The 481-nt window shown below is 34.3% G+C and carries 1 protein-coding gene; it reads left to right on the top strand.

All coding sequences use genetic code 11. From position 1 onward, the window contains the following. Positions 1-155 precede the first annotated feature (155 nt). The coding region (locus G8O24_RS47100) for an extracellular solute-binding protein (RefSeq protein WP_244646409.1) at positions 156-481 on the top strand (326 nt) is incomplete at its 3' end.

The following is a 481-nucleotide window of genomic DNA, read 5'->3' as shown; positions in this document are numbered from 1 at the left end:
CACTTGATTAAAGGCTAAAAGAATTTTAAAATCAAAACCCATATATTAAAGTAATCGTTCAAACAATCGCATTTAATGATTACTTCACGAAGCTTCAAACGCAAATCGCAGGTGGAGATTCTCCTGATGCATTTTAACTTAACTATGAAACACTCATGCAATATGCTGAAAAAGGTGTACTTGCAGATTTAACAAGCTATATCGAAAAATATAAATATTTTGATCCATCTACACTGAACAAACAAGCGTATGATGCTTTCAAATATGACGGTAAACAATACGGAATGGTCGAAAGTTTCTCCAACGTTGTAAATATTTATAATAAAGATCTTTTTGATAAAGCGGGGGTTGAATACACAACGGCTGACTGGACTTGGAATGACGAAGCAGCGGAAGCAAAAAAATTAAAAGATGCTAAAAATAAAGTATGGGGTACTTACCAACCGGCAACAATGAATGAAATCAACAAAGTAGCAGCGCA

The organism is Bradyrhizobium campsiandrae, assembly GCF_014529705.1.
Classification (GTDB): domain Bacteria; phylum Pseudomonadota; class Alphaproteobacteria; order Rhizobiales; family Xanthobacteraceae; genus Bradyrhizobium; species Bradyrhizobium campsiandrae.
Note: the sequence above shows the minus strand (reverse complement) of the source record. Positions and strands in the feature narration are given on the sequence as shown.